This window comes from Cellulomonas soli (genome assembly GCF_052036975.1).
Classification (GTDB): domain Bacteria; phylum Actinomycetota; class Actinomycetes; order Actinomycetales; family Cellulomonadaceae; genus Cellulomonas; species Cellulomonas soli_A.
The window spans coordinates 1-1282 of the sequence record NZ_JBQIAR010000030.1; the positions used below are offsets into that span (position 1 = coordinate 1).

The following is a 1282-nucleotide window of genomic DNA, read 5'->3' on the forward strand; positions in this document are numbered from 1 at the left end:
GGTGTGTGGTTTCAGCACATCGGCGACAGCATGTCTCAGGACATCGGCGACAGTTGTCCGGGATGCTCGCTCATGTCGACTCGTGCGCGTCTGGTGATCACCGCGGTGGTTCTCGAGGGCCGTCCGGTCGCGCAGGTCGCGGCCGAGTACGCCGTCCACCGGGCCTGGGTCTACAAACTGGTGACCCGCTACCGCGCCGAAGGCGAGGCGGCGTTCGAGCCACGATCACGACGCCCGCACCACAGCCCGGCGAGCACACCGCCCGAGGTCGTGGCCCTGATCGTCGACCTGCGCGCCAAGCTGACCGCCGACGGCCAGGACGCCGGCCCCCACACCATCGCCTGGCACCTGGCCACCCACCACGACCTGCACCTGTCCCCGAGCACGATCTGGCGCCACCTGAAGAGCGCCGGGCTGATCACACCCACCCCCAGCAAACGACCCCGCTCCTCCTACATCCGCTTCGAGGCCGACCTGCCCAACCAGCTGTGGCAGACCGACTTCACCCACGTCCGCCTCGCCGACGGCACCGACAGCGAGGTCCTGACGTTCCTCGATGACCACTCCCGCCTCGTCCTGGCCTGCACCGCCCACCACCGCGTCACCGGCACCGACGTCGTGACCACGTTCAGGGCCGCGATCAGCGCCAACGGCATCCCCGCCGCGGTCCTGTCCGACAACGGCATGGTCTTCACCACCCGCCTGGCCGGCGGACGCGGAGGACGCAACGCCTTCGAGTGCGAACTGGCACGTCTGGGCGTCGAGCAACGCAACTCCCGCCCCAACCACCCCACCACCTGCGGCAAGGTCGAACGCGTCCAGCAGACGATGAAACGCTGGCTGGCGGCCCGCCCCCGCCCCGCCGGCCTCGACCAGCTCCAACGACTTCTGGACGCCTGGCGCGAGGACTACAACACCACCCGCCCGCACCGATCCCTGCACGGGCGCACCCCCGCGGCCGCCTACAGCTGCCGACCCAAGGACCAACCCGCCGGGCACCACGCACCCCACCACCGAGTACGCAACGACCGCGTCGACGAGCACGGCGTGGTGACCGTCCGCCACGCCGGCAAGCTGCACCACATCGGCATCGGCCGCACCCACGCCCGAACCCACGTCATCCTGCTCATCCAGGACCTACACATCCGCGTCATCCACGCCCTCACCGGCGAGATCCTGCGCGAACTGACCCTCGACACCACCAGGGACTACCAACCCCAAAAACCACGACAGCCCGAACCCTGATGGGTTCGGGCTGTCGCCGATGTCTTGCGACATCACA

Annotated in this window: 1 protein-coding gene; it reads left to right on the forward strand. The window is 69.2% G+C overall.

The window, feature by feature from the left end; all coding sequences use genetic code 11:
* Positions 1–72: 72 nt before the first annotated feature.
* Positions 73–1245, forward strand: a complete 1173-nt coding sequence (locus ACTHAM_RS17380) for an IS481 family transposase (RefSeq protein WP_440689783.1) — start codon at positions 73–75, stop codon at positions 1243–1245.
* Positions 1246–1282: the final 37 nt, after the last annotated feature.